Annotated in this window: 22 protein-coding genes; 11 read left to right on the top strand and 11 right to left on the bottom strand. The window is 60.6% G+C overall.

Annotated elements, in window-relative coordinates; genetic code table 11:
- Nucleotides 1–53: 53 nt before the first annotated feature.
- The 5 genes from hflK (NTD84_RS24210) (at nucleotide 54) to cfaB (ending at nucleotide 7,379) form a co-directional block, all read left to right on the top strand.
- Nucleotides 54–2,012: a protease modulator HflK gene (gene hflK / locus NTD84_RS24210; RefSeq protein ID WP_262170860.1), complete on the top strand. Its 1,959-nt coding sequence runs from the start codon at nucleotides 54–56 to the stop codon at nucleotides 2,010–2,012.
- Nucleotides 2,009–3,040, top strand: a complete 1,032-nt coding sequence (gene hflC, locus NTD84_RS24205) for a protease modulator HflC (RefSeq protein WP_262170857.1) — start codon at nucleotides 2,009–2,011, stop codon at nucleotides 3,038–3,040. Before hflK (NTD84_RS24210) ends, hflC begins: the two co-directional genes overlap by 4 nt.
- Nucleotides 3,037–4,095, top strand: coding sequence for a protease modulator HflK (hflK, locus tag NTD84_RS24200; protein ID WP_262170855.1), 1,059 nt, complete (start codon nucleotides 3,037–3,039; stop codon nucleotides 4,093–4,095). The genes hflC and hflK (NTD84_RS24200) overlap by 4 nt, the downstream gene beginning before the upstream one ends.
- Entirely contained in the window at nucleotides 4,092–6,002 is a 1,911-nt protein-coding gene (locus tag NTD84_RS24195; protein WP_262170852.1) for a heavy metal translocating P-type ATPase, read from the top strand. The genes hflK (NTD84_RS24200) and NTD84_RS24195 overlap by 4 nt, the downstream gene beginning before the upstream one ends.
- Nucleotides 6,003–6,191: 189 nt before the next feature.
- The gene (gene cfaB / locus NTD84_RS24190; protein WP_262170849.1) at nucleotides 6,192–7,379 is read left to right on the top strand and encodes a C17 cyclopropane fatty acid synthase CfaB; all 1,188 of its coding nucleotides are present in this window, start codon (nucleotides 6,192–6,194) and stop codon (nucleotides 7,377–7,379) included.
- Here cfaB and cls read toward each other — a convergent pair.
- Entirely contained in the window at nucleotides 7,376–8,815 is a 1,440-nt protein-coding gene (cls, locus tag NTD84_RS24185; RefSeq protein WP_262170846.1) for a cardiolipin synthase, read from the bottom strand. The two genes, cfaB and cls, sit on opposite strands and share 4 nt — an antisense overlap.
- Nucleotides 8,816–8,946: 131 nt before the next feature.
- On the opposite strand from cls, the gene NTD84_RS24180 reads away from it, so the two are divergent.
- Nucleotides 8,947–9,468: a DUF3617 domain-containing protein gene (locus NTD84_RS24180; protein WP_262170843.1), complete on the top strand. Its 522-nt coding sequence runs from the start codon at nucleotides 8,947–8,949 to the stop codon at nucleotides 9,466–9,468.
- Between the two features lie 66 nt (nucleotides 9,469–9,534).
- Here NTD84_RS24180 and NTD84_RS24175 read toward each other — a convergent pair whose 3' ends face one another.
- From NTD84_RS24175 to folE2, 5 genes are all read right to left on the bottom strand, one after another.
- Entirely contained in the window at nucleotides 9,535–10,440 is a 906-nt protein-coding gene (locus tag NTD84_RS24175; RefSeq protein WP_262170840.1) for a His/Gly/Thr/Pro-type tRNA ligase C-terminal domain-containing protein, read from the bottom strand.
- A 135-nt stretch (nucleotides 10,441–10,575) separates the two neighbouring features.
- Entirely contained in the window at nucleotides 10,576–11,451 is an 876-nt protein-coding gene (locus NTD84_RS24170) for a metal ABC transporter substrate-binding protein (RefSeq protein ID WP_262170837.1), read from the bottom strand.
- Between the two features lie 11 nt (nucleotides 11,452–11,462).
- Nucleotides 11,463–12,329: a metal ABC transporter permease gene (locus tag NTD84_RS24165; protein WP_262170836.1), complete on the bottom strand. Its 867-nt coding sequence runs from the start codon at nucleotides 12,327–12,329 to the stop codon at nucleotides 11,463–11,465.
- The gene (locus NTD84_RS24160) at nucleotides 12,329–12,997 is read right to left on the bottom strand and encodes a metal ABC transporter ATP-binding protein (protein ID WP_262170833.1); all 669 of its coding nucleotides are present in this window, start codon (nucleotides 12,995–12,997) and stop codon (nucleotides 12,329–12,331) included. Before NTD84_RS24160 ends, NTD84_RS24165 begins: the two co-directional genes overlap by 1 nt.
- Complete coding sequence (gene folE2 / locus NTD84_RS24155; protein ID WP_262170830.1) at nucleotides 12,994–13,890, bottom strand: GTP cyclohydrolase FolE2; 897 nt, start codon at nucleotides 13,888–13,890, stop codon at nucleotides 12,994–12,996. Before folE2 ends, NTD84_RS24160 begins: the two co-directional genes overlap by 4 nt.
- 155 nt (nucleotides 13,891–14,045) lie before the next feature.
- Here folE2 and zigA point away from each other — a divergent pair, with 155 nt between their 5' ends.
- Together zigA and NTD84_RS24145 are read left to right on the top strand one after the other, a co-directional pair.
- Complete coding sequence (gene zigA / locus NTD84_RS24150; protein WP_262170827.1) at nucleotides 14,046–15,254, top strand: zinc metallochaperone GTPase ZigA; 1,209 nt, start codon at nucleotides 14,046–14,048, stop codon at nucleotides 15,252–15,254.
- On the top strand, nucleotides 15,254–15,904 hold the full coding sequence (locus NTD84_RS24145) for a DUF1826 domain-containing protein (RefSeq protein WP_262170824.1): 651 nt from the start codon (nucleotides 15,254–15,256) through the stop codon (nucleotides 15,902–15,904). Before zigA ends, NTD84_RS24145 begins: the two co-directional genes overlap by 1 nt.
- A gap of 4 nt (nucleotides 15,905–15,908) precedes the next feature.
- Here the strand turns inward: NTD84_RS24145 and NTD84_RS24140 are convergent, their stop codons facing one another.
- Entirely contained in the window at nucleotides 15,909–16,265 is a 357-nt protein-coding gene (locus NTD84_RS24140; protein ID WP_262170822.1) for an NADH:ubiquinone oxidoreductase, read from the bottom strand.
- Nucleotides 16,266–16,292: 27 nt separating this feature from the next.
- Between NTD84_RS24140 and NTD84_RS24135 the strand changes: the two genes are divergently transcribed.
- Nucleotides 16,293–17,258, top strand: a complete 966-nt coding sequence (locus NTD84_RS24135) for a CobW family GTP-binding protein (protein WP_262170821.1) — start codon at nucleotides 16,293–16,295, stop codon at nucleotides 17,256–17,258.
- Here NTD84_RS24135 and NTD84_RS24130 read toward each other — a convergent pair.
- The gene (locus NTD84_RS24130; RefSeq protein WP_262170820.1) at nucleotides 17,255–17,668 is read right to left on the bottom strand and encodes a DUF3301 domain-containing protein; all 414 of its coding nucleotides are present in this window, start codon (nucleotides 17,666–17,668) and stop codon (nucleotides 17,255–17,257) included. The two genes, NTD84_RS24135 and NTD84_RS24130, sit on opposite strands and share 4 nt — an antisense overlap.
- Before the next feature lie 118 nt (nucleotides 17,669–17,786).
- Here NTD84_RS24130 and pdxY point away from each other — a divergent pair, with 118 nt between their 5' ends.
- A complete protein-coding gene (gene pdxY / locus NTD84_RS24125; protein WP_262170818.1) occupies nucleotides 17,787–18,659 on the top strand; it encodes a pyridoxal kinase PdxY in 873 nt (290 codons plus the stop codon).
- 95 nt (nucleotides 18,660–18,754) lie between these two features.
- On the opposite strand, the gene NTD84_RS24120 is transcribed toward pdxY, so the two are convergent.
- On the bottom strand, nucleotides 18,755–19,237 hold the full coding sequence (locus NTD84_RS24120; RefSeq protein ID WP_262170816.1) for an acyl-CoA thioesterase: 483 nt from the start codon (nucleotides 19,235–19,237) through the stop codon (nucleotides 18,755–18,757).
- 283 nt (nucleotides 19,238–19,520) lie between these two features.
- On the opposite strand from NTD84_RS24120, the gene NTD84_RS24115 reads away from it, so the two are divergent.
- Entirely contained in the window at nucleotides 19,521–21,284 is a 1,764-nt protein-coding gene (locus NTD84_RS24115; RefSeq protein ID WP_262170813.1) for a cation:proton antiporter, read from the top strand.
- Nucleotides 21,285–21,306: 22 nt separating this feature from the next.
- Here NTD84_RS24115 and NTD84_RS24110 read toward each other — a convergent pair whose 3' ends face one another.
- On the bottom strand, nucleotides 21,307–21,714 hold the full coding sequence (locus tag NTD84_RS24110) for an SMI1/KNR4 family protein (RefSeq protein ID WP_007943369.1): 408 nt from the start codon (nucleotides 21,712–21,714) through the stop codon (nucleotides 21,307–21,309).
- A gap of 148 nt (nucleotides 21,715–21,862) precedes the next feature.
- A complete protein-coding gene (locus NTD84_RS24105; RefSeq protein ID WP_262170811.1) occupies nucleotides 21,863–22,735 on the bottom strand; it encodes a Tim44 domain-containing protein in 873 nt (290 codons plus the stop codon).
- Between the last annotated feature and the right edge of the window lie 55 nt (nucleotides 22,736–22,790).

The following is a 22,790-nucleotide window of genomic DNA, read 5'->3' as shown; positions in this document are numbered from 1 at the left end:
TTTCGTTATATCGTAACGAAATATGACTTGAGCAATGAACGCACTGGGGTGGTATGCAAGTCGATCTTGAGGTTGAGGGCGCCGACGTCGCCGGGCTGCCGCGCTTTCAGCAAGCCGTCTTCCACGGGCGGCGCCTGCGGCTATGGACCATCGGCCTTGGCGCGCTGGCAACGACCGGGTTGGTGCTGGCGTTTTTCATTGGGTTGTTTGCACCGCAGACGCTGTGGCAAGCCGTGCTGGTCAATCAATGCGCCGGTGTCCTGGTACTGGTTGCCGGGTTGCAATCGGCAGGGTGCGTGACGCAGTGGCGCGCGAAGCTGATGCAACCCGTGGAGCCGCCTGCGCAGACTGTCGTCGCTGATGCCCCCGCAGGCTGGTACGAGCGATTGCTGGATCGGCTCAGCGAACGCTGGCTTTCAATGCTGATGCACATCGGTGCCCCGACGCTGTGGCTTGCTGGTTGGGCACTGCTGGTGCTGTTCAGCATCAACCAGATCTGGAATCTGGCGTTACCGCCTGCTGCACTGGGTTTTTCCGCCAATGTCGGTGCGGCAGTTTCGTTGCTGTTGGCTTTCGGCTTGTTGGTGCTGGAGCGGCACTTCGCCCAGGAGAACGTAGCGCAATGGCCTGAAGCGGGGCCATTGGCCCAATTGACTCGGGTGGCCATCGTCGGTCTCGTGTTGGGCGCTTTGTGTTTGCTGTTTGGTGGCGAGGCGTCGGTCTGGCCCGTGCGACTGGCTGTATTGATCGGGCTGCTGCCGGGGCTCGTCGCGGTCGAACTGCTGTTGCGGGCGGTGCTTTCTTTGTTCAGCCCTCGCCGCGAACAACTGGAGCCTGCGCTGCTCGCCAAAAGCTTCATCGCCGATATGCTGCGCTGGCCACCGCAACCGCTGTTGGCCTTGCAGCACGAATTGCATAACCGCTTCGGCATCGATCTGCGGCAGATCTGGGCGTTCACCTATATGCGTCGCGCGTTCATGCCGGTGATGGCGGTGATCGCCCTGATCGGTTGGTCGTTGACCGGCATCCACGAGATATCGCTACAAGGGCGGGGCATCTATGAGCGCTTCGGCAAGCCGGTGGAGGTGTTCGGCCCTGGTCTACACGCGGGTTTGCCGTGGCCGCTTGGCCGGGTGAGAAGTGTCGAAAACGGCGTGGTCCACGAGTTGGCCACCAGTGTCGGCGAAGCGGCTGCACCCGTTGTGATGGAGTCGGCCGAAGGTCCCGCGCCCGCCATCGCCAATCGGTTGTGGGACGCCAGTCATGTGAATGACAAATCCCAAGTCATCGCCAGCAGCCGTGCCGACAAACAAAGCTTCCAGATCGTCAACATGGACGTACGGTTCGTCTACCGCATCGGCCTGACGGATCAGGCGGCATTGGCTGCGACTTACAACAGCGCTGATGTGCCGACGCTGATCCGCAGCACCGCGAGCCGTATTCTGGTTCACGATTTTGCCTCGCGGACCCTCGACGGTTTGCTCGGTGAGGACAGGGTCGGGCTTGCCGAGGAGATTGGTCGGGCCGTGCAAGCGGACCTGCAAGCACTCGACAGTGGCGTGGAAATCCTCGCCACCGTGGTCGAGGCGATCCATCCGCCGGCCGGTGCGGCCAACGCCTACCACGGCGTGCAAGCGGCACAGATCGGTGCTCAGGCATTGATCTCGCGTGAACGCGGCGCGGCAGCCGAGGCAACCAATCAAGCGCAGTTGCAGGCCAGCATCGCCCGCGATCAAGCATCGGCCAGCGCGCATGAAATCAATGCGGCTGCACTAGCCGCGGACCTTAAATTCGCCGCCGAGCAAAAAGCCTACGCCAATGCCGGCCAGGCGTTCGTGCTGGAGCAGTATTTCAGCCAGCTTGCCCAAGGCCTGGCCAACGCCAAATTGCTGGTGCTCGATCATCGATTGGGTGGCAGTGGCAACGCCCCGACCATCGACCTCCGTACGTTCACGCTGCCGGCTGACCCCGCGCCGCCGCGTAAAACCGCTCAGCCAGGAGCTGCCAATTGAGCCAGTCGCACACTCACGATCACGCCGGCCACGATCATGGCCATGGTGGGCATAGCCATGGGCATCACCATCATCACCACGGTGACCCACAAGATGCCGGCCCCTTTCCGTGGCGGCGCATGGGTTGGGCCGCCTTGCTGGTGGCATTTGCCATCGCCGCCGCGAGCCTGGTGCAAGTGCGTTCCGGCGAGGCCACGGTGATCACTCGCTTCGGCAATCCGGCGCGGGTGTTGCTGGAGCCGGGGCTGGGTTGGCGCTGGCCGGCTCCGTTTGAATCGGCGATCCCCGTCGATCTGCGTCTGCGAACCACCTCCAGTGGCTTGCAGGATGTGGGTACGCGTGATGGTCTGCGCATCATCGTTCAGGCCTACGTGGCGTGGCAGGTTCAAGGTGACCCGGACAATGTGCAGCGCTTCATGCGCGCAGTGCAGAATCAGCCGGATGAAGCGGCGAGGCAGATTCGCACTTTCGTCGGCTCGGCCCTGGAAACCACGGCAAGCAGTTTTGATCTGGCGAACCTGGTGAACACCGATGCCAGCCAGGTGCACATCGCCGAATTCGAGGCGCAGTTGCGCCAGCAAATCGATCAGCAGTTGCTGACCACGTACGGTATTCGCGTGTTGCAAGTCGGCATCGAGCGGTTGACCTTGCCCTCGGTTACGTTGACCGCCACGGTCGATCGCATGCGCGCCGAGCGTGAAACAATCGCCACCGAACGCACAGCGATCGGCAAGCGTGAGGCCGCGCAAATTCGCTCTGCGGCTGAACGGGATGCACGAATCCTCCAGGCCGACGCCACGGTCAAAGCGGCCGACATCGAAGCCCAATCCCGGGTCGAAGCGGCGCAGATATACGGACGCGCCTACGCCGGTTCGCCGCAGCTGTACAACTTGCTCCGCTCCCTCGACACCCTGGGAACCCTGGTAAATCCTGGAACCAAACTGATCCTTCGCACTGACGCGGCACCGTTCCGGGTGTTGGTTGACGGTCCGCCTACGCTCGACATCAAGTCCGGGTCGCAGCCATGAGTTTGGTTCCACGTGGAACAAATGAGTTAAGCAGCCCCTGGATTCAGGCGGGGCGAATGGCTTTTCTCGCGCTGTATGCGGTGACGGTTCTGGCCGCACTGGCGTGGGCTTTCTCCAACGTGCGGCAAATCGATCCGCAGAATCGGGCAGTGGTTTTGCATTTTGGCGCGCTGGATCGTATTCAGAATGCCGGTCTGCTGCTAGCGTGGCCGCGACCGTTCGAGCAGGTGATTTTGTTACCGGCAGCCGACCGGGTGATCGAACGCAGGGTGGAGGGATTGCTGCGCAGCGATACCGCTTTGCAGGCTGACAGGGTGGCGACGTTCGCCACGCCGCTCAGTGATGCGCTCGCCGGCTCCGGCTATTTGCTGACCGGTGATGCCGGTGTCGTGCAGCTGGATGTGCGAGTGTTTTACAAAGTCACTGAGCCGTATTCGTATGTGCTGCAAGGTGAGCATGTGCTGCCGGCGCTGGATCGCCTGGTGACGCGCAGTGCCGTGGCGCTGACGGCGGCGCGCGATCTTGACACCATCCTGGTGGCGCGGCCGGAATTGATCGGTGCGGACAACCAGGCGGCGGAACGACGCGAGCGCCTGCGCGGCGATCTGGTACGCAGCATCAATCAGCGTCTCGCTGAACTGACGGCGACCGGACAGGGCCTGGGCATCGAAGTGGCGCGGGTTGATGTGCAATCGAGTCTTCCGGGGCCGGCGGTCAACGCTTTTAACGCGGTCCTGACGGCGAGTCAGCAAGCCGATAAGGCGGTGGCCAACGCACGCACTGACGCGGAAAAACTCACTCAGGCTGCCAATGAACAAGCCGACCGCGCTCTGCAGGTTGCTCATGCTCAAGCGAGTGAACGACTGGCCAAGGCGTCCGCCGACACGGCCACGGTGCTGAGCCTGAGCAAGGCGCAACAGCAAGGTACCGACCCGCAAATGCTGCTGCGAATTTACCGCGAGCGCATGCCGAAGATTCTCGGCCAGGCCGGTTCGGTCACCACAGTCGATCCAAAAGACGATTCCCGCCTGATCATTCAGGGAGCTGCACAATGACCGCGCAAAACGCCGCCGCACCGAGCCTGCTGTCCTCGGCCGAACAACGTAGCGCTGCCCGTCAACTGACGTTGGCCATGCTTGCCTTGGGATTGCTGGCGCTCGGTTTGATCTGGCGCTGGGTGTCGCCGGAGCAGAACGGTGTCAGTCAATTGCTATTGGGCGGTGCCTCGCTGCTGGTCGCGGTGCCGGTGATGCGCTCGGCCTGGTACAGCTTGCGTTATCCAAGTCTGCACGGGATCACCGACCAATTGATTGCCCTGGCGATGCTGGGTGCCTGGGCGACAGGCGACCTGCTCACCGCTGCGTTATTGCCGATCATCATGATCTTCGGTCATGTGCTGGAAGAGCGCAGCGTGATCGGTTCCCAAGAGGCCATCAACGCCCTCGGCAAGCTTACGCGCAGCCATGCGCGCAAGGTTCAGGTGGACGGCTCCATCATCGAAGTGGACAACGGTACGTTGAGTTCCGGGGATCGCGTTGAAGTTCGCGCCGGTGATCGCGTGCCGGCGGATGGCCGCGTGCTGTCCGGGCAGGCCAGTCTCGACACCGCTTCGATCACCGGCGAATCGGTGCCGGTAGAGGCGGGCGTGGGCATGTCGGTGTTCGGCGGGGCGATCAACCTCGACGGCCTGCTACGCATCGAAGTGACGCGCACGGGCAGCGAATCGACCCTCGGTAAAGTCATCGCGTTGATGCAAAGCGCGGAGCGCTCGAAACCGCCGATCACCCGTTTGCTCGAACGCTACGCCGGCAGTTACATGGTATTGGTGTTGCTGCTGGCCGCCGTCACCTGGTTTATTACGAATGATGCGCAGGCGATGCTTGCGGTGCTGGTGGCAGCCTGTCCATGTGCATTGGTGTTATCGGCGCCAGCCACTGCCATCGCCGGGGTGGCCGTTGCTGCACGGCACGGGATCCTGATTCGTAGCTCGGCGTTTCTTGAAGAACTGGCCGACCTGACGTCGCTGGTGGTCGACAAGACCGGCACGCTGACCTTCGGCACTTTGCGCCTGCAGTCCATCGACAGCCCGCTGGAAGAGCACGGGCACCTGTTGAAACTCGCCGCCAGCCTCGGCTCCGCCAGCAGCCATCCGGTCAGTCGTGCGCTTGCCGGCCTGGTCGCTCAAGAGCATTTTCTGCTGCTCTCGGACATTCACGAACGCCAGGGCCTGGGTGTGGTGGCCATGACGGAGCAGGGCGAAGCAGCGCTCGGACGCCCCGAGTTGTTTGCACAATTGGGCATTCCCACTTCGACTGTTCCTGAACATGACGGCCCGATTGCCGGGCTTGCGCTGAAGGGTGAATTCCTCGCCTGGCTGTTGTTGGCGGACAGCGTCAAACCCGAAGCGCGGTTTGCCTTGGATGAATTGCGTGAACTGGGCATGGGCCGGCAGTTGTTGCTCACCGGTGATCGCCAGAGCGTCGCGGATACGTTGGCCCGGGATGTCGGGATTGGCGACGTCGAAGCCCAGGCCTTGCCTGAAGACAAACTCAATCGGGTGCTCAAGGAAATCGCCAGTGGGTTCCGGCCGATGGTGGTCGGAGATGGCATCAATGATTCCCTGGCACTGAAGGCCGGGGTGGTCGGCGTCGCCATGGGCGCGGGTGGCGCCGATATCGCTTTGGCGTCGGCCGATATCGTGCTGATTGGCAGCGACCTGCGCCGGCTCGGCACCTGCGTGCGTTTGAGTCGCCAGTGCCGTAACACCTTACAGATCAATGTGATTATTGGCCTGGGCTGGACGCTGGCGATTGTCGCGTTCGCGGCGTTCGGCTGGCTGGGCGCGGCAGGGGCAATGATCGCGGCGTTGCTGCACAATCTCAGCACTCTGCTGGTGCTGGGTAACGCTGGCCGGCTACTGCGCTTTCATGAGCCGTTGCTCAAGGTGAATGACGATGTGTGAGCGGCGCAACTTTTCAGAACTGTCCTCTTTATTCGTAGTCATCTAGTTGAGGGTAATCAATTCTGTGAATTTGCGACGCTTGATCGAACGCTGTCGATCATAGAAAAGGGCTATCAATTCGATAGCCTGCTATTTTTCAAGGATGGTCTAACCTCACACCCAGACGTCTGAAACAAGGGGGGATATTCCATGCTCGCGCAACTTCCACCGGCCTTACAGAATCTGCACCTACCGTTACGCCTGCGACTCTGGGACGGCCACGAATTCAATCTGGGGCCGACGCCCAGCGTCACGATTGTGGTCAAGGACCCACAAATGGTTACCCAGTTCACTCATCCAAGCCTGGACGCGCTCGGAGCGGCGTTTGTCGAGGGCAAACTGGAGCTGGAAGGTTCCATCAGCGAAGTGATCCGCGTCTGTGATGAATGGAGCCAGGCGCTGATCGGTGAGGACGAAGACAGCCAGCCTGTCCGAACCGTTCACGACAAGGAGACCGACGCCAAGGCGATTTCCTATCACTACGACCTGTCTAACGCGTTCTATCAGCTGTGGCTCGATAGCGATATGGCGTATTCCTGCGCCTATTTCGAGACCGGCAGCGAGACGCTGGAGCAAGCGCAGCAAGCCAAATTTCGTCACTTGTGTCGCAAGTTGCGCCTGCAACCTGGCGAATACTTGCTGGACGTCGGCTGCGGTTGGGGCGGACTGGCGCGTTATGCGGCCCGGGAGTTCGGCGTGAAGGTGTTCGGCATCACGCTCAGCAAAGAGCAATTGGCGCTGGCCCGCGAACGGGTGACCGAGGAAGGCCTGGACGACCAGGTGGAACTGCAACTGCTCGACTACCGTGACCTGCCTCAGGACGGGCGTTTCGACAAGGTCGTCAGTGTCGGCATGTTCGAACACGTCGGCCACGCCAATCTGGCTGAATACTGCAAAACCTTGTTCGGCGCGGTGAAGGAGGGCGGTCTGGTGATGAACCACGGCATCACCGCCAAGCACACCGACGGCCGTCCCGTGGGGCGCGGTGCCGGTGATTTCATCGAGAAATACGTGTTCCCCAACGGCGAGCTGCCGCACCTCGCGATGATTTCTGCCGAAATCAGCGAAGCGGGACTGGAGATCGTCGATGTCGAGAGTCTACGCCTGCACTATGCGCGCACCCTGGACCACTGGAGTGAGCGCCTGGAAGACAACCTGGAAGCCGCCGGCAAGCTTGTTCCCGAGCAGGCGTTGCGTATCTGGCGGCTGTACCTGGCGGGATGCGCCTATGCATTCGCCAAGGGCTGGATCAACTTGCACCAGATCCTCGCGGTTAAGGCCCACCCCGATGGCAGCCATGAGCTGCCCTGGACCCGCGACGACATCTATACCCCTTAAAGTATCGGAGAAATAAGCCGGGCGATCCGCATGCCGACCTGTTGCAGGCGGTGGGTCTCCCGGCTTTCTTCTTTGGCGACCTCATGGGCCTGGGCGAAGTCGTCGTTGAGCATGTGTTCCACCTCCGCGGCAAACACACTGTCGACTGTCAGCAACATCACTTCGAAATTCAGCCGGAACGAGCGGTTATCCATATTGGCGCTGCCAATGGCGCTGATCTCGCTGTCGATCAACACCACTTTCTGATGCAGGAAACCGGGTTCGTAACGGAATACCCGCACGCCGGCGCGAACCGCTTCGAAGGCATACAAGCTGGAAGCCGCGTAGACGATCCGGTGGTCGGGCCGCGAGGGGAGCAGGATCCGCACATCGACACCGCGCAGCACGGCCAGGCGTAATGCCGCGAACACCGCTTCGTCAGGGATGAAATAGGGGCTGGTGATCCATACCCTTTCTGTCGCGGCGTGGATCGCTTCGACGAAGAACAGCGAACAGGTTTCATAGGAATCCGCCGGGCCGCTGGCAAGCAATTGGCAGAGCACGCCGTCGTCCGGGTAGACGTCCGGCAGGATCAATGGCGGCAACGATCGCGCGGCCCAGAACCAGTCTTCGGCGAAGGATTCCTGCATGCAGGCCACCACCGGCCCGCGTACCCGCACGTGGGTATCGCGCCACGGCGCCAGGGGCGGTTTTTCGCCCATGTATTCGTCGCCGACATTGTGCCCGCCAACGAAGCCCAGCACGCCATCGACCACCACGATCTTGCGATGATTGCGGAAGTTGACCTGAAAGCGATTGAGCCAGCCGCTGCGCGTCGCAAAGGCTTTGACCTCGATACCGGCATCGCGCAAGGGCTGCACGTAACTGTGGGGCAGGGAATGGCTGCCAATGCGGTCGTACAACAGATGCACCGCGACGCCTTCGGCGGCTTTTTTCAGCAGCAAAGCATGCAGGCGCCGGCCGAGGCGATCGTCGTGAATGATGAAAAACTGGATCAGCACGGCCTCTTTGGCGTGGCTGATGGCTTCGAAAATCGCTTCGAATGTCGCTGGGCCGTTGATCAGCAGGCTGACTTCATTGTTCGCCAGGCAGGGCATGCGTCCCAGCTTCGGCATGGCGCGCAATGATGCGTAGGCTGATGAAGCACGCGCCGCCAGCGCCTCTTCTACCCAAGGGCGCCAGTTCAGCTCGGAGATGGCCTTGCGCATTTCCTCGTTGGCCTGCCGCCGAGCCTTGATGTAACCATCGAACGTGCTGCGGCCGAAGACCAGATACGGAATGAGCGTGAGGTAGGGAATGAACAGCAACGACAGGGCCCAGGCGATCGAGCCTTGGGCGGTTCGAACGGTCAATACGGCATGGATGGCGGCAATCAGCCCTAGCGAGTGCAACAGCGCAATCAGATAACCGAAAACATGCGGTCCAAAATAATCCATGGGGCAGCCTTGCTCCTGAAGATTCAATGCTTAACAGACCATGTTCCGTGCAGAATGTCGCTATTTAATTGGCCCATGAACCGAAGCCTGTGGCTGACGTCTAACGGCCACTACTGATCAGGAGTTTCACGATGAACGTTCGTCTGCTGGGTTTGGCCGTAGCTTTCGGTTTGGCGCTTCCTGTGGCCGCTCAGGCGCAGATGCTGCAGCCTGGTTTGTGGGAGCTGACCTCAAGCAACATGAAGGTCGATGACCAGAACTTGCCGGATCTGCAGTTGATCCTCGGCCAGATTCAGAGCCAGATGACGCCTGAACAGCGCGCGCAGCTGGAGAAGCAGGGCATCACCATGGGCGGCAAAGGCATTCGAGCCTGCCTGACGCCGGAGCAGGTGAAGAGCGACAACATCCCGCTGACCGATCCGCAATCGGGCTGCAAGCAGGAAATTACCGACCGTACCGGCAACCAGTGGAAATTCCGCTTCAGCTGTCCGAAGGCGCAAGGTGCGGGTGTGGCGACGTTCCTCAGTGATCGCGAATTCACCACCAAGGTGAATGGCACTTTCAATGCCACCGGGATCCAGCAGAAGGGCAGCCTCGATACTCGCGCCGTGTGGTTGGGGCAGGATTGCGGCACGGTGAAGCCGAGGGCTTAAAAGCTTGGTGGGCACGTCGTAACGCCGTATCGCTTGGCGTTCTGACTTGCCCGCGACAGCGTCATTTCAAGCATCCGCGATCCCGATTGATCTCAACCAGTCGCACACCGAATCCACCGCCATCCTGCCGAAATCCTCTCCGGTATGGCTGCGCACACTGACGAACCTGCCTTGTTTTTCTTTCTCCCCGATCACCACCAGATACGGCACTTGCTGACTGTGCTCGCGAATCTTGTGACGGACTTTCTCGTTGCGCAGGTCCGCACGGGCGCGTACGCCGCTGCGGCGCAAGGCCTCGGTCACCGACTGGGCATAATCCGCCTGACGATCGTCCATGCTGACGATCATCACGTGCGGCGGCGCTCGCCAGTTGTCCAGCTCCTCTTGGCACGACCAGCAGGTGCCGTAGATCCGCTGAGGCGACGTGCCGCTGATGTGGTCCAGCGCGAAGGCCTGCAACACTCGGGTGGCAGGCACATGCGGACCTTTCGACGGACACTCGAAGTCCCCGACAAGGTAGGACCTCACCGTCTCCAGGTGCCTCGGCCCGGATGATGTCTCGCGGTGGCGGATCGAATGGTTGGTCGCCGCCAGTGTCTTCATGCGCGCTTCGACGCCAGCAAGGTCGACCAGGTTCAAGGCGCGCTCAAATGCAAACTCGTAGAAGAAGCCGTCACCCAGCGCCGAGCCGTTTTGTAATTGCGCCTTCGGATAAAGCTGCTTCACGGCCATGGCCAGCATCAATGCACAGGAACGTCGCAGGATCTCCAGGCCATCGGGCTCTTGCGGGGTGACGATGCTGACCCGGGCATCGGTCTCGAGCATGAATTGACAATCCACCAGCACCCCGTTCACCCGACCCGCGACGGCCGCTTTGGCCAACCCGGGACCGATGCTGGCGGCGAATTCGTACACCGACAAAGGCTGGTCGTATTCACGCAATGAACCATCGCTCAGGGTGATGTGAATCATGTCGATGCTCTCAAGGACTCGCGCATAAACCGTAGAGGTAAACCCTGGCAGTTGTCATTAAGACATTTGTCACGCCATGCGATTGGAGACGAGCGGGATGAGGTGGCAAAACGTGCGTCGGCAACTGCCTTCCGATCATGGCTTGCTCAGCGCCTCGAATAGCGTGTTGAGGTTGTATTCGAACAGGCCGGCGAAGGTGCTCGCCGGGCCACTCGCGGCGAGCGCATCGGAGTACAAGGTGCCGCCGATGTGCGCGCCGCTTTCATCGGCAATCTGCTTGAGCAGACGCGCGTCCTTGATGTTTTCCATGAACACCGCTTTAACCTTGGCCTGACGAATCTGGGTGATCAGTGCGGCGACTTCCGCCGCCGAAGGTTCGCGCTCGGTGGAGAGACCCTGTGGCGCCATGAAGTCGATGCCGTAGGCCTGGCCCAGATACCCAAAGGCGTCATGGGACGTCACGATCTTGCGGTTACCCGGCGGCAGCGAGCCGAGCTTGGCTTTGGCGTCGGCGAGCAGTGCATGGATCTGTTTCAGGTAAGCCTGACTGTTGCGCTGGTAATCGGCTTTGTTCGCCGGATCGGCAGCGATCAGTGCCTTGGTGATGTTGCCAATGTACAACTCGGCGTTCGCCAGGTTGTGCCAGGCGTGAGGATCGGGAACGGTTTCGCCGTCTTCATCCAGCGAGCGCGGAATGACGCCGTGGCTCGCGCTGATGACCGGGGCTTTGGTTTCGGTGCTGGTCACCAGGCGGTCCAGCCAGGGTTCGAAACCGAGGCCGTTTTTGATGATCACCCTGGCGTTGATCAGCCCCTTGGCGTCGTCCGGTGTTGGCTCGTAGGTGTGGGCATCGGCATCGGGCCCGACCATGTTGATGATCTGGATATGGTCACCCCCGACCTGATGGGTCATGTCGGCAAGGATGCTGAAACTGGTCACCACCTGGAGTTTTTCCGCCGCGGACAGCGACATCGATAGCATCAAACTGAACAGCACGAGTAAAGCGCGCATCGGGCAACACCTCATTGGGATGTGAGCAAAGGCGGGCGGCGGAGCAAACCGTGCACCGGACCGAACACCACGGACAGCAGATACGCTATGCCAGCCACCAGGACGATCGCTGGTCCGCTGGGCAACGAGTAATAAAACGACAGCAACAGACCGAGCCATACCGATACGCAGCCGAGGAGGGCGGCAACGCCGATCAATACCGGCAGGCGGCGACTCCAGAAGCGGGCGGCAGCGGCGGGCAACATCATCAGGCCGACGACCATCAGCGCGCCGATGGCTTGGAAACCGATCACGAGGTTGAGCACCACCAACGTCAGAAACACACCATGTGCCAACGGACCGAGACGGCTGACGGTTTGCAGAAACAGCGGGTCGAGGGTGTCGAGCAAAAGCGGTTTGTAGATGAGCACCATGGCGATCAGGCTGATGCCCGAGACCCACAACATTCCTGTTAGCGTTGGCCCATCGACCGCCAGTGCTGAGCCAAACAGCAGGTGCAGCAGGTCCAGGCGTTTACCGGCCATGCCGAGAATCAACACGCCACTGGCGAGGGATATCGGGTAGATCGCGGCCAGGCTTGCGTCCTCTCGCAGGCCGGTCCGGCGGGTGATCCACGCGGCGAGCCCGGCCATGCTCAGGCCGGCGCCGAGACCGCCGAGGGTCAGCGCGGGTAGGCTCAACCCTGCGAACCAGAAGCCCAATGCCGCGCCGGGGAGAATGCCGTGAGCCACCGCGTCACCGATCAGGCTCATGCGTCGCAGAATCAGAAAGACACCGAGAGGCGCGGTGCTGCATGCCAAGACCAATCCACCGAGCAATGCTCGACGCATGAACACGAACTCGTGGAAGGGTTGCCAAAGTGGGATGGCGGCTAGCATCAGGCCACCTGCGCGTGCGGTTGTTGGTGGATCAGTTCAGTGCTTGGGCCGAGCACGCAGCCGCTGCGTTTGATCAGCAAGGTTTGCGGGATGTGCTGGCGGACGGCGGCGAGGTCATGGCACACGATCAGCAATGTTCGGCCTTCGGCGTGCCAGTTGTGGAGGTGTTTCCAGAGCAGCGCTTGCCCCAATTCATCGAGTGCGGCGTGGGGTTCGTCGAGTAATAGCAACGGTGCTTCGGCCAGGCTCAAGCGAGCGAGCAGGGCACGTTGCAATTCGCCGCCGGAGAGGGCCATCAGCGGCCGTTGCTCCAGACCGGAGAGACACCAGTCGTCCAGCACGGCTGCAAGCTTTTGGCTTCGGAGTGCGGGCGATAGTTTGCTGCCCCAAAGACCGGCTGCGATCAACTCTTGCAGACTGATCGGGAATTGCCGGTCGAGGTGTTGCTGTTGCGGCAGGAATGACAGCGAGCCTTTGCGTGGAACATCGAGCATGACGTTGCCGCTCAGTGGTTTCTGCAAACCAGCGATTACTTTCAGCAGACTGCTTTTTCCCGAGCCGTTGGCACCGATCACAGCAGTCAAGCTGCCCTTGGGCAATTCGAAATTGGCCGCAGGCGTGAGCGGGTGTCCGTGCGCTCCCCAGCGCAAATCTTCGCAGCGAATCATGCAGCCTCCCAATTCCATCGACTTTCGGCGACAGCGTCGTGGGCGTGGAGGCTTTCAGCATGAACAACGCGGATCTGGAAGGCGCTGATCCCAGGGGAGCCTTTTAATGCCAGATTCAAACGTCGAGCGGCGTCTTCGCAGAACATCAGGTTTTGCCCATTGGCCAAGGCAAAGGCTTGTTCATCGGCGCGTTTCACCGCGGTCTGCACAGCGGTGCCGAGGGCGGCTTCCGCTTCGTTGATCACCGCGAGCAGCGGTAAGTCATCCACGAAATCATGGAGGCGAATGTTTAGTTGCGCGTTGCTGCGTTGGCTATGGGGTGTCGCGACGATGCCTTGCGTGGAACCGAGCCACGCCAAAACATCCGCATGGTTCAGCGACTGATTAGCGAAATCATCGACAAACTGCTGCTGGATTAACTGTCGCGCGAGGGCTGCTGAGCACGGGCAGGTAGAGGAATAAGGCAGATCGATTTTTAGTTCCACGTGGAACATTGCGTTTTTCAAACGTGCTTCGACGCTGACGGGATAGGTTTTCCACCCGGACAAGGGACTGATCAACGCCGGCCTTTTGAGCATTAATTCGGCGTGGATTTTCAGATAAGCGCTGTGGGACAAACCTTCGTGCGAGTCGAGGAACCGCTGCAAGACACGCCGTAATAACGCGGGCTTCAGGTTGTCCTGCTCAAGCATTTCTAGCGCGAGGTAGAGCCTCGACATATGAATGCCCCGCGCGTTTCCATCATCGAGGCTCACGCCCGCGTCGGCTTTCGCGCTCACGGGCTGACCGTCAAACAGAACGGGGAGGGCAATACCGCACATGCCTACCCATTCGAGCGGCAGGGCTTGGCGTGAGGCCTGCACGGCGATATCCGGCAGATTCAGGGCATTCATCAGCAGATCCCATCGTGAGAGTCGATTTATTTATGTTATGTTATTACATTAAAATCGACCACGTTTTTTTACGAGTAACGCTCGATGAACATCCGTTGCTCAAACCGTTTCTGGAGCCCGACCCTGCGACCGGGCACTCTTGTGAGGATTACCTGATGCCCAATCGACTCCCCGTCACCGTTCTGTCCGGCTTTCTCGGCGCCGGCAAAAGCACGCTGCTCAACTACGTGCTGCGCAACCGGGAAAACCTCCGGGTCGCGGTTATCGTCAACGATATGAGCGAGATCAACATCGATGGCAGCGAAGTTCAGCGTGACGTCACCCTGAATCGCGCCGAAGAGAAGCTCGTGGAAATGAGCAACGGCTGCATCTGCTGCACCTTGCGCGAAGACCTGCTAGAAGAAGTCAGCAAACTCGCCAGGGACGGTCGCTTCGACTATCTGTTGATCGAGTCCACTGGCATCTCCGAACCGCTCCCGGTCGCCGAAACTTTCACATTCCGCGATGAGGACGGGCAAAGCCTGGCTGACATCGCGCTGCTCGACACCCTGGTTACCGTGGTCGACGGGGTGAACTTCCTGCTCGACTACCAGGCCGCTGAAAGCCTCGCCTCCCGAGGTGAAACCCTGGGCGATGAGGACGAACGCTCCATCACCGACCTGTTGATCGAGCAGGTCGAATTCGCCGACGTGATTCTGATCAGCAAGATCGATTTGATCAGCCGTGACGAGCGCCAGGAGTTGATCGCGATCCTCGAACGATTAAACCCGCAAGCGGACATCTTCCCGATGGTCATGGGTGAAATCCCGTTGGCGAAAATCCTCAACACCGGCCGTTTCGACTTCGAGAAAGCGGCGCAGGCACCCGGCTGGCTGCAGGAGCTGCGCGGCGAACACGTTCCTGAAACCGAAGCGTACGGTATCGCCTCCACGGCTTATCGAGCCCGCAGGCCGTTTCATCCACAACGGTTTTTCAGCTTCATCGACCGGCCTTGGCTGAATGGCAAGCTGCTGCGCTCCAAAGGGTTTTTCTGGCTGGCGAGCAAGCCGATGGATGCCGGCAGCTGGTCCCAGGCAGGCGGTTTGATGCGCCACGGTTTTGCCGGACGCTGGTGGCGTTTCGTGCCGAAAAACCAGTGGCCGCAAGATGAAGAAAGCGCCGCCGCCATCATGGAAAACTGGAGCACCACCACGGGCGATTGCCGTCAGGAACTGGTGTTCATCGGTCAGAACATCGACTTCGACCTGCTCACCGCGGAACTCGACGAGTGCTTGCTGACCGATGACGAAATGGCCTTCGGAGTCGAGGGCTGGCGAATGCTGCCGGACCCGTTTGGCCCTTGGCATCAAGAGGAAGCCGCGTGATGCTGGCGCCCACGTTCAACATCAAACCGATGATTTTTCAGGTCCAGGGCGAGACGCCGCAAGCCCTCGCACGCATTCTGGACGACGACGTCAACCTCGCCATCTGGCAGCGTCAGCTTCCGGTGCATATCGCCGATTTCGGCCGTTTGTTGCTGTCCCTGAACGAGCCGCTGGCCGAGTCGTTGTCGTTGGAAATCGCCAATGAAGACAGCGAGCCCAACCTCTACGGCCTGGCGTCGGGTTTCAGGGATCTAGAGGGCTACGAAGGGTTTATCGCCGACGTGTCCTGGTTGGTCCGCGCCTTCGCCTGCTTGCTGGGGGCCAAGCGCATCGGCGTGCGTGTGCGGGTGCTGGACAAAGCCATGTGCCCGCGTTTTCACGTCGATCACGTGCCGGTACGGCTGATTACCACGTATGCCGGCGGTGGCAGCCAGTGGCTAAAGGAGGGAGCGATGGATCGCCGTCGATTGAGCCTGCCCGCAGCAGAACCCACGGACGATTCGCTGATCCAGCAAATCGGCAGCGGCGCCGTGGCGTTGCTCAAAGGCGAGAAATGGCACGGCAATGAGGGTTTTGGCCTGATCCATCGTTCGCCGCCGCTGAAGCCCGATGAGCGCCGTCTGATCCTGACGCTCGATTGGTTGAGCTAGCGGATCAAGGCTTGAGCCAGTTGCCCTGGCTCTGGCCTTCACAAAACGGCTTCAGATACGCCGCATCCGTGGCCACGCCGTAATAGTGAATATCCTGCCGGTAAGGCATATTGGCGACTTGCGCGTTGCTGCACACACCGAATGCGCCGCCGGGGCACTGGTCGACGTACTGCACCTCGACTTTCTGCCCGGCCAGGTTCGGCTGACAGAAGCCGTCGGCGAACAGCTTCTCGGGGATGTTGCGGTTCTGCTGGCAGACTTTCACGTCGAGTCGCTCAGCCGTGCTATGTACCACACACGCCTGGGCCAGCACCTCGCCAGACACGAGCGCCAGAAGCATCGTCCAGCCAATCAACCGCATCCTTGACCTCCTCAGAAAATGTCGACCATGTTGCAGAACATTCCCACGCACGTCATCGCTGGCCCATTGGGCGCAGGCAAGACCAGTCTGATCAAGCACCTGCTGGCGCAGCGGCCGGCGAACGAGCGTTGGGCGGTGCTGATCAACGAATTCGGGCAGATCGGCATCGACGCTGCGTTGCTGACGCGGGACGAGGATGGTATCGCACTGGGCGAAGTGGCCGGGGGCTGTTTGTGTTGCGTCAATGGTGCGCCGTTCCAGATCGGGCTCGGGCGCTTGCTGCGCAAAGCGCGGCCGGATCGGTTGTTTATCGAGCCGTCCGGGCTCGGTCATCCGGCGCAGTTGCTCAGGCAATTGACTGAGTCGCCGTGGGTCGGCGTACTGGCTGTACAGCCTTGCATACTGGTGCTGGATGCACAGGCGCTCGCTGCCGGCAAACCGCTGCCTGTGACACAGCAGGAGGCGTTGAGCAGCGCCGGATTATTGCTGCTGAACAAGTCCGAACATCTCGACGAGGCTGATCGGCAGCGAATCGTCGCGCAGTTACCGGCACGACGTCTGTACTGGACTCAACAAGCTGAGTTGCCGATCAGGGAATTACCAGGTCTTGGAGCTCAGGCGGTGGCGGGTGTGGATAACTTCATCGCGCCCACAGGACTGGCGCAGATGCCGGCGGTCTGGACTGATCCGGCACAGCCGATTAGCCTGAGTCAGGTGCAGGACAGCGGCTGGAGCGTCGGTTGGCGCTGGCATCCGAGCCAGACGTTCGACTCAGCGCGCATTGGCCGTTGGCTTCAAGGTCTTGCCTGGCGACGGGCGAAGCTGGTTATTCACAGCGATGAGGGTTGGGTTTCGGCGAATGCACTGGATAACTCGGCGCTGAAATGGCAGCCCAGCGAATGGCGCCAGGATTCGCGAATCGAGCTGATTTTCAGTCAGTCGCAGCCGTTGGATGCGCTGCAGAGAGCGCTGGCCGACTGTCGGTCACGTTAAGGACGCCATTTGGTGTGTTCTTGCCGCCATTGGCTAAGCTCAATGACTTCTGCCCGCGGTTTCGCCACATCGACCACTGGCGGCGTGTCGTCGTACGGCATCGGGTAGGGGGCCAGTTCGATTTGCGCGCTGTGGGCACCGAACTGGGTGATGGTGCCGTTGTGGCGGGTTTCACCGGTCACCGTGAATTCGAAGTTGTACACACGGGCCAGACGCCGCCGACCGTTGGCGTCCTTGATGAAGGCGATTTTTTTCAACGCCACGTTGCCATCCAGCAATTCGATCCCGAGCTTGTCGCAATGTTGCTTGACCCGCTCCAGCGCTCGTTCGCGCAAGCCATGGTTGTGCCACAGCCAGGCGCCGCCGGTGGCGAGCAACATCAGCACGAAGATATTTCCGAGGGTCAGCATCAACAAGGCGCTCCAACATGAGGGTAACAGCTTAACTGCGTCGCCGGTCTGTCGTACAGGCTGCGTTTAGTCGCATACTGCGCGGCTCGAATTTCAATCGTTTTACGGAACTCACCGCATGAAACGTACGCCCCATCTACTCGCCATTCAGTCCCACGTGGTGTTCGGCCACGCTGGTAACAGCGCCGCGGTTTTTCCGATGCAGCGGGTCGGGGTGAACGTCTGGCCGCTCAACACCGTGCAATTCTCCAATCACACACAATACGGCCAGTGGGCCGGTGAAGTGCTGGCGCCGCAGCAGATTCCCGAGCTGGTCGAAGGCATCGCGGCAATTGGCGAACTGGGCAATTGCGACGCCGTGTTGTCCGGCTATTTGGGCAGTGCGGCCCAGGGCCGGGCGATCCTGACGGGTGTCGCGCGGATCAAGGCGATGAACCCCAAGGCGCTTTACCTGTGCGATCCGGTGATGGGCCATCCTGAGAAGGGTTGCAGTGTGCCGGCCGAGGTCAGCGATTTCCTGCTGGAAGAGGCGGCTGCCGTGGCGGACTTTATGTGCCCCAACCAGTTGGAGCTGGATACCTTCTCCGGGCGCAAGCCGCAGTCGCTGTTCGATTGCCTGGCGATGGCCCGAGCGCTGCTGGCGCGTGGCCCGAAGGCGGTGCTGATCAAGCACCTGGCCTACCCCGGCAAACCGGCGGATGTGTTTGAGATGCTGCTGGTGACGGCTGACGCGAGCTGGCATTTACGCCGCCCGTTGCTGGCGTTTCCGCGGCAGCCGGTGGGCGTGGGCGACCTGACCTCAGGGCTGTTTCTGGCGCGGGTACTGTTGGGGGACAGTCTGGTCGCGGCTTTTGAGTTCGCGGCCTCGGCGGTGCACGAAGTGTTGCTCGAGACCCAGGCGTGTTCCAGTTACGAGCTGGAACTGGTGCGCGCCCAGGACCGGATTGCGCATCCGCGGGTGCGGTTCGAGGCGACGGCGATCAGCCTTTAGACGCTTCGCGGGCTACAGGTATGCGTTGAGGGTGAGATCACCGCGGATCTGCAGGGCCAGGCCTGCCCGCGAAAGCGATTTCAAACAGAACCCAGTCAGGCCTCGCCCTTGATTTCCTGATACCGCTTTTCCAATTCCTGACGAATTTGCCGACGCTGCTGGGCCTGGATGAAACGGCGTTTGTCTTCGCTGTTCTGCGGCTGCAACGGCGGCACTGACGCCGGCTTACGGTCGTCATCCACTGCCACCATGGTGAAGAAGCAGCTGTTGGTGTGGCGCACCGAGCGCTCGCGGATGTTTTCGGTCACCACTTTGATGCCGACCTCCATGGAGGTGTTGCCGGTGTAATTGACCGAAGCGAGGAAGGTCACCAGCTCGCCGACATGAATCGGCTCGCGAAAAATCACCTGATCCACCGACAGGGTCACCACATAACGGCCGGCATAGCGGCTGGCGCAGGCGTAAGCGACTTCGTCGAGGTACTTGAGCAAGGTGCCGCCGTGGACATTGCCAGAGAAGTTGGCCATGTCGGGGGTCATCAATACCGTCATCGACAGCTGGGCGTTTCCGGGTTCCATAGCGTTCTCACGGTTCAAGGCAGGTTTCGGAGGGGCGCACCTCTGCGGGTGCCGGTCGGTTTTCAAGACCACCGTTATCGGGACGCCGGGCGGGTGGTCGCCGTCACGCCGGATCGATCTGTTTCCATATATTGCACCGCCTTTCTGCCGGAAGTCGCGGTGTTACCCTTCAAAAGCTCGCCCTGAGGGCAATTCCTACGCGGAAAGCAGATTTTTTACTGTGCTTGATCGGACCATTCTCACGTCTGGCGGTTAAGCGATGTCACCCAAGGAGCTCCACACCATGCATGCCATCAGTTTTATTCAGGACCTGGCAGTGATCATGCTGGTCGCGGGTGTGGTGACCGTGCTGTTTCATCGCCTCAAACAACCGGTGGTTCTGGGCTACATCGTCGCCGGTTTCATCATCGGCCCGCACACCCCACCGTTCGGTTTGATTCACGATGAAGAAACCATCAAGACCCTTGCTGAACTCGGGGTGATTTTCCTGATGTTCTGCCTCGGCCTTGAGTTCAGTCTGCGCAAGCTGTTCAAGGTCGGCGCCACCGCGTTCATCGCGGCGTTCCTGGAAATCGTGCTGATGATCTGGATCGGCTACGAAATCGGTCGCTGGTTCGACTGGAACACCATGGATTCGCTGTTCCTCGGCGCGATCCTGGCAATCTCCTCGACCACCATCATCGTCAAGGCCCTCAATGACCTGAAGATGAAGAACGAGCGCTTTGCGCAGCTGATCTTTGGCGTGCTGATCGTCGAGGACATCCTCGGCATCGGGATCATTGCCTTGTTGTCGAGCATCGCGGTCAGTGGCACGGTCAGCTCCGGCGAAGTGTTTTCCACGGTCGGCAAGCTGTCGCTGTTCATGATTGTTGCACTGGTCATCGGCATTCTGCTGGTCCCACGACTGCTGGCGTACGTGGCCAGATTCGAAAGCAACGAGATGCTGCTGATCACTGTCCTGGGCTTGTGTTTCGGCTTCTGTCTGCTGGTGGTCAAGCTTGAATACAGCATGGTGCTGGGGGCCTTCCTGATCGGCGCGATCATGGCCGAGTCCCGGCAGTTGCTGAAGATCGAGCGTCTGATCGAGCCGGTTCGCGACCTGTTCAGTGCGATCTTCTTCGTCGCCATCGGCTTGATGCTCGACCCGATGATTTTGCTGCAATACGCGTGGCCGATCGCGGTGATTACCGTGGCCGTTGTACTTGGCAAGATGCTGTCCTGCGGCCTCGGCGCCTTTATCGCCGGCAACGACGGACGCACCTCACTGCGCGTGGGGATGGGGCTTTCACAGATTGGCGAATTTTCGTTCATCATCGCGGCACTGGGCATGACCCTGCAGGTGACCAGCAACTTCCTCTATCCGGTGGCGGTCGCGGTATCGGTGATTACCACGCTGCTGACGCCGTACCTGATACGCGCCGCCGACCCGCTGTCGATCAAGCTGGCCGCCGTGATGCCGCAGCGGTTGGGCCGCGTGTTGGGGATGTACGGCGAATGGTTGCGCAGCATCCAGCCTCAGGGCGAAGGGGCGCTGCTGGCGTCGATGATTCGGCGGATTCTGTTACAGGTGGGGGTCAATCTGGCGCTGGTGATCGCGATCTTCTTCTCGGGCGCTTTCTTCGCGGAGCGCATGTCCACCTACCTGCAAGACTGGATCACCGACCCGAGCTGGCAGAAAGCGTTGATCTGGGGCGGGGCGTTGCTGTTGTCGCTGCCGTTCCTGATCGCTGCCTATCGCAAGCTCAAGGCGCTGTCGATGCTGTTGGCAGAGATGGGGGTGAAGCCGGAAATGGCCGGCCGCCACACGCAGCGAGTGCGTCGGGTGATCGCTGAAGTGATCCCGATTCTCTCGCTGCTGGTGATCTTCCTGCTGCTGGCGGCCTTGTCGGCCAGTATCCTGCCCACCAACAAGCTGCTGGTGCTGATTGTCGTGGTCGCGGCCGCCGTGGCGGCGTTGCTCTGGCGTTGGTTCATCCGCGTGCACACGCGGATGCAAGTGGCCTTGCTGGAAACCCTGGACAACCACAAGGAATCATCCGGGCATTGACCACGCAACCAGTGAGACGTTTTCAGCTTTCCAGCCAGACGTCCCGCGCCCAGTGCCACACCGACTCCCAGGTTTCTTCGGCGATCAGCTCTTCTTCGGCCTGCCACAGCACCACGGTGCCGTCTTCTTCGACCAGGTAGTAGTCGTCACCGTCCTGGCAGATCGGAATCATGCTGCGATCGACACCGGCATCCCAGGCGTTAGCTGCTACGTCCGGCAGATAGGTGTGGGATTGCGGGTCGGTGACGGTCACCGGCTCCAGGCTGCCGTAGACCACGTCGCTGACGGTCAGCAAAAACTCTCTGAAAACAAACGGGATGTCGATGAACAGCTGTTCTTCGATTTCCACGATCTGATCTTCGTCGGGCAGCTCCAAGGGGACCGGTACCGGTTCGTTAGCTTCACGCAGTTGTTCGATGATTTCTTCCACGTCCGGGATCCTCTTGCTGGGTGGCGCGGTTGGGTTGGGGCGGTTTATACAGTAGCTCGCTATAGATGCAACCGCGAAATAGAAAACCCCGGCCGAGGCCGGGGTTTTTTATAGAGACAGCATTGCGACCGGATTAACGCGGGTCGGTTCAGCCGTTCTGGCGGATACCGGCGACCAGCCAAGGCTGGTTCTCGCCCTGGGCACGTTCCATGTTCCAGCTTTCGCTGAACACTTCGCCCTGGTCGAAACGCGAAGTCTTCGACACGCCGCTGAAGGTCAGGGTGGCGATGGTCTTGTCGGCACGATCATCCACGCCATCCAGTTGAACATTGAGGTTATCAATGTAGGTGGACTGGAAACCGTCACCCAGGTCGGCACGTTCGCGCTTGAGGAACTCAAGCAGTTGCGGGGTCACGAACTCGGCGATCTTGTCCATTTCGTTGGCGTCCCAGTGTTGCTGCAGGGACTGGAAGTGGTTACGGGCCGCTTCAATGAAGTTCCTTTCATTGAACCAGGCCGGCGCGTTGATCACCGGACGGGCGGCAACCGGTGCGGCCGAACCGCCGAAGATCGAACCCATGGCGGCTGGCTTCTGCTCGAACACTTCACGCTGCATCGGCGCGCCGGCTGGAGCCATGTGCTCCTGCTGCTTGCGACGACGGGCGGCGATGAAACGGAAGACCAGGAAAGCGATGACCGCCATGATCAGGATGTCGAAAATCTGCATGCCCTGGAAGCCGCCGCCCATGAACATGGAGGCCAGCAGGCCACCCGCCGCGATGCCGGCCAGAGGGCCGAGCCAGCGAGAAGCACCGCCGGCCTTGGCGGCAGCGCCAGCGGCACCGGCCGCGCCCGCAGTGGCAGCAGCGCCACCTGCAGCAGAAGAAGGAGCCATTTGGCTGGTCTGGTGAGTCGGCGCGGCGCCGGAGCTCTTGCCGCCACCAAAGCGCTTGGCGTTGGCGTCGAGGCTCATCGTCAGGCCGATGCACAACGCCATGGCGATGCTAAGAAAACGTTTCATAAAGGGAATTCCCATTTGTGGATGGCACGCGCGCCATGTTGCACAGCTGAAGTGT

The organism is Pseudomonas sp. 14P_8.1_Bac3, from assembly GCF_025466085.1.
In the GTDB taxonomy this organism is placed as follows: Bacteria; Pseudomonadota; Gammaproteobacteria; order Pseudomonadales; family Pseudomonadaceae; genus Aquipseudomonas.
Note: the sequence above shows the minus strand (reverse complement) of the source record. Positions and strands in the feature narration are given on the sequence as shown.